The sequence below is a fragment of the Akkermansia muciniphila genome (genome assembly GCF_900184965.1).
GTDB lineage: Bacteria > Verrucomicrobiota > Verrucomicrobiia > Verrucomicrobiales > Akkermansiaceae > Akkermansia > Akkermansia muciniphila_A.
In genome coordinates this window covers 1-236 of sequence record NZ_FXYA01000112.1, presented here as the reverse complement: position 1 = coordinate 236, position 236 = coordinate 1, and the positions used below count along the sequence as shown (strand labels likewise).

At 50.4% G+C, this 236-nt stretch carries 1 protein-coding gene; it reads right to left on the bottom strand.

The annotated features are described in order from the left end of the window. The coding region (locus CI070_RS01595; protein ID WP_218824059.1) for an AarF/UbiB family protein at positions 1–236 on the bottom strand (236 nt) is incomplete at both ends.

The window sequence follows — 236 nt, the reverse complement described above, 5'->3', positions numbered from 1 at the left end:
TCCATGTTCCAGCAGCTGGCGCAGGGAACACTGGACGCCTACTTCAATTAAATGACGAGCATCTACACCTTGGGCTTTGATCGCTTCTGGCTGGGTCAACTTGGTGCCTGTTATCCACTCCATCGTCAAGACACGACGCTGGGTGTATTGCCAGTAGATTTTCGGGACATAAACATCTTTAAGGTGACCGTAGAGCTGGGCGAATCGCTCGGCATTTTCTCCTTCTTGGATGTAGT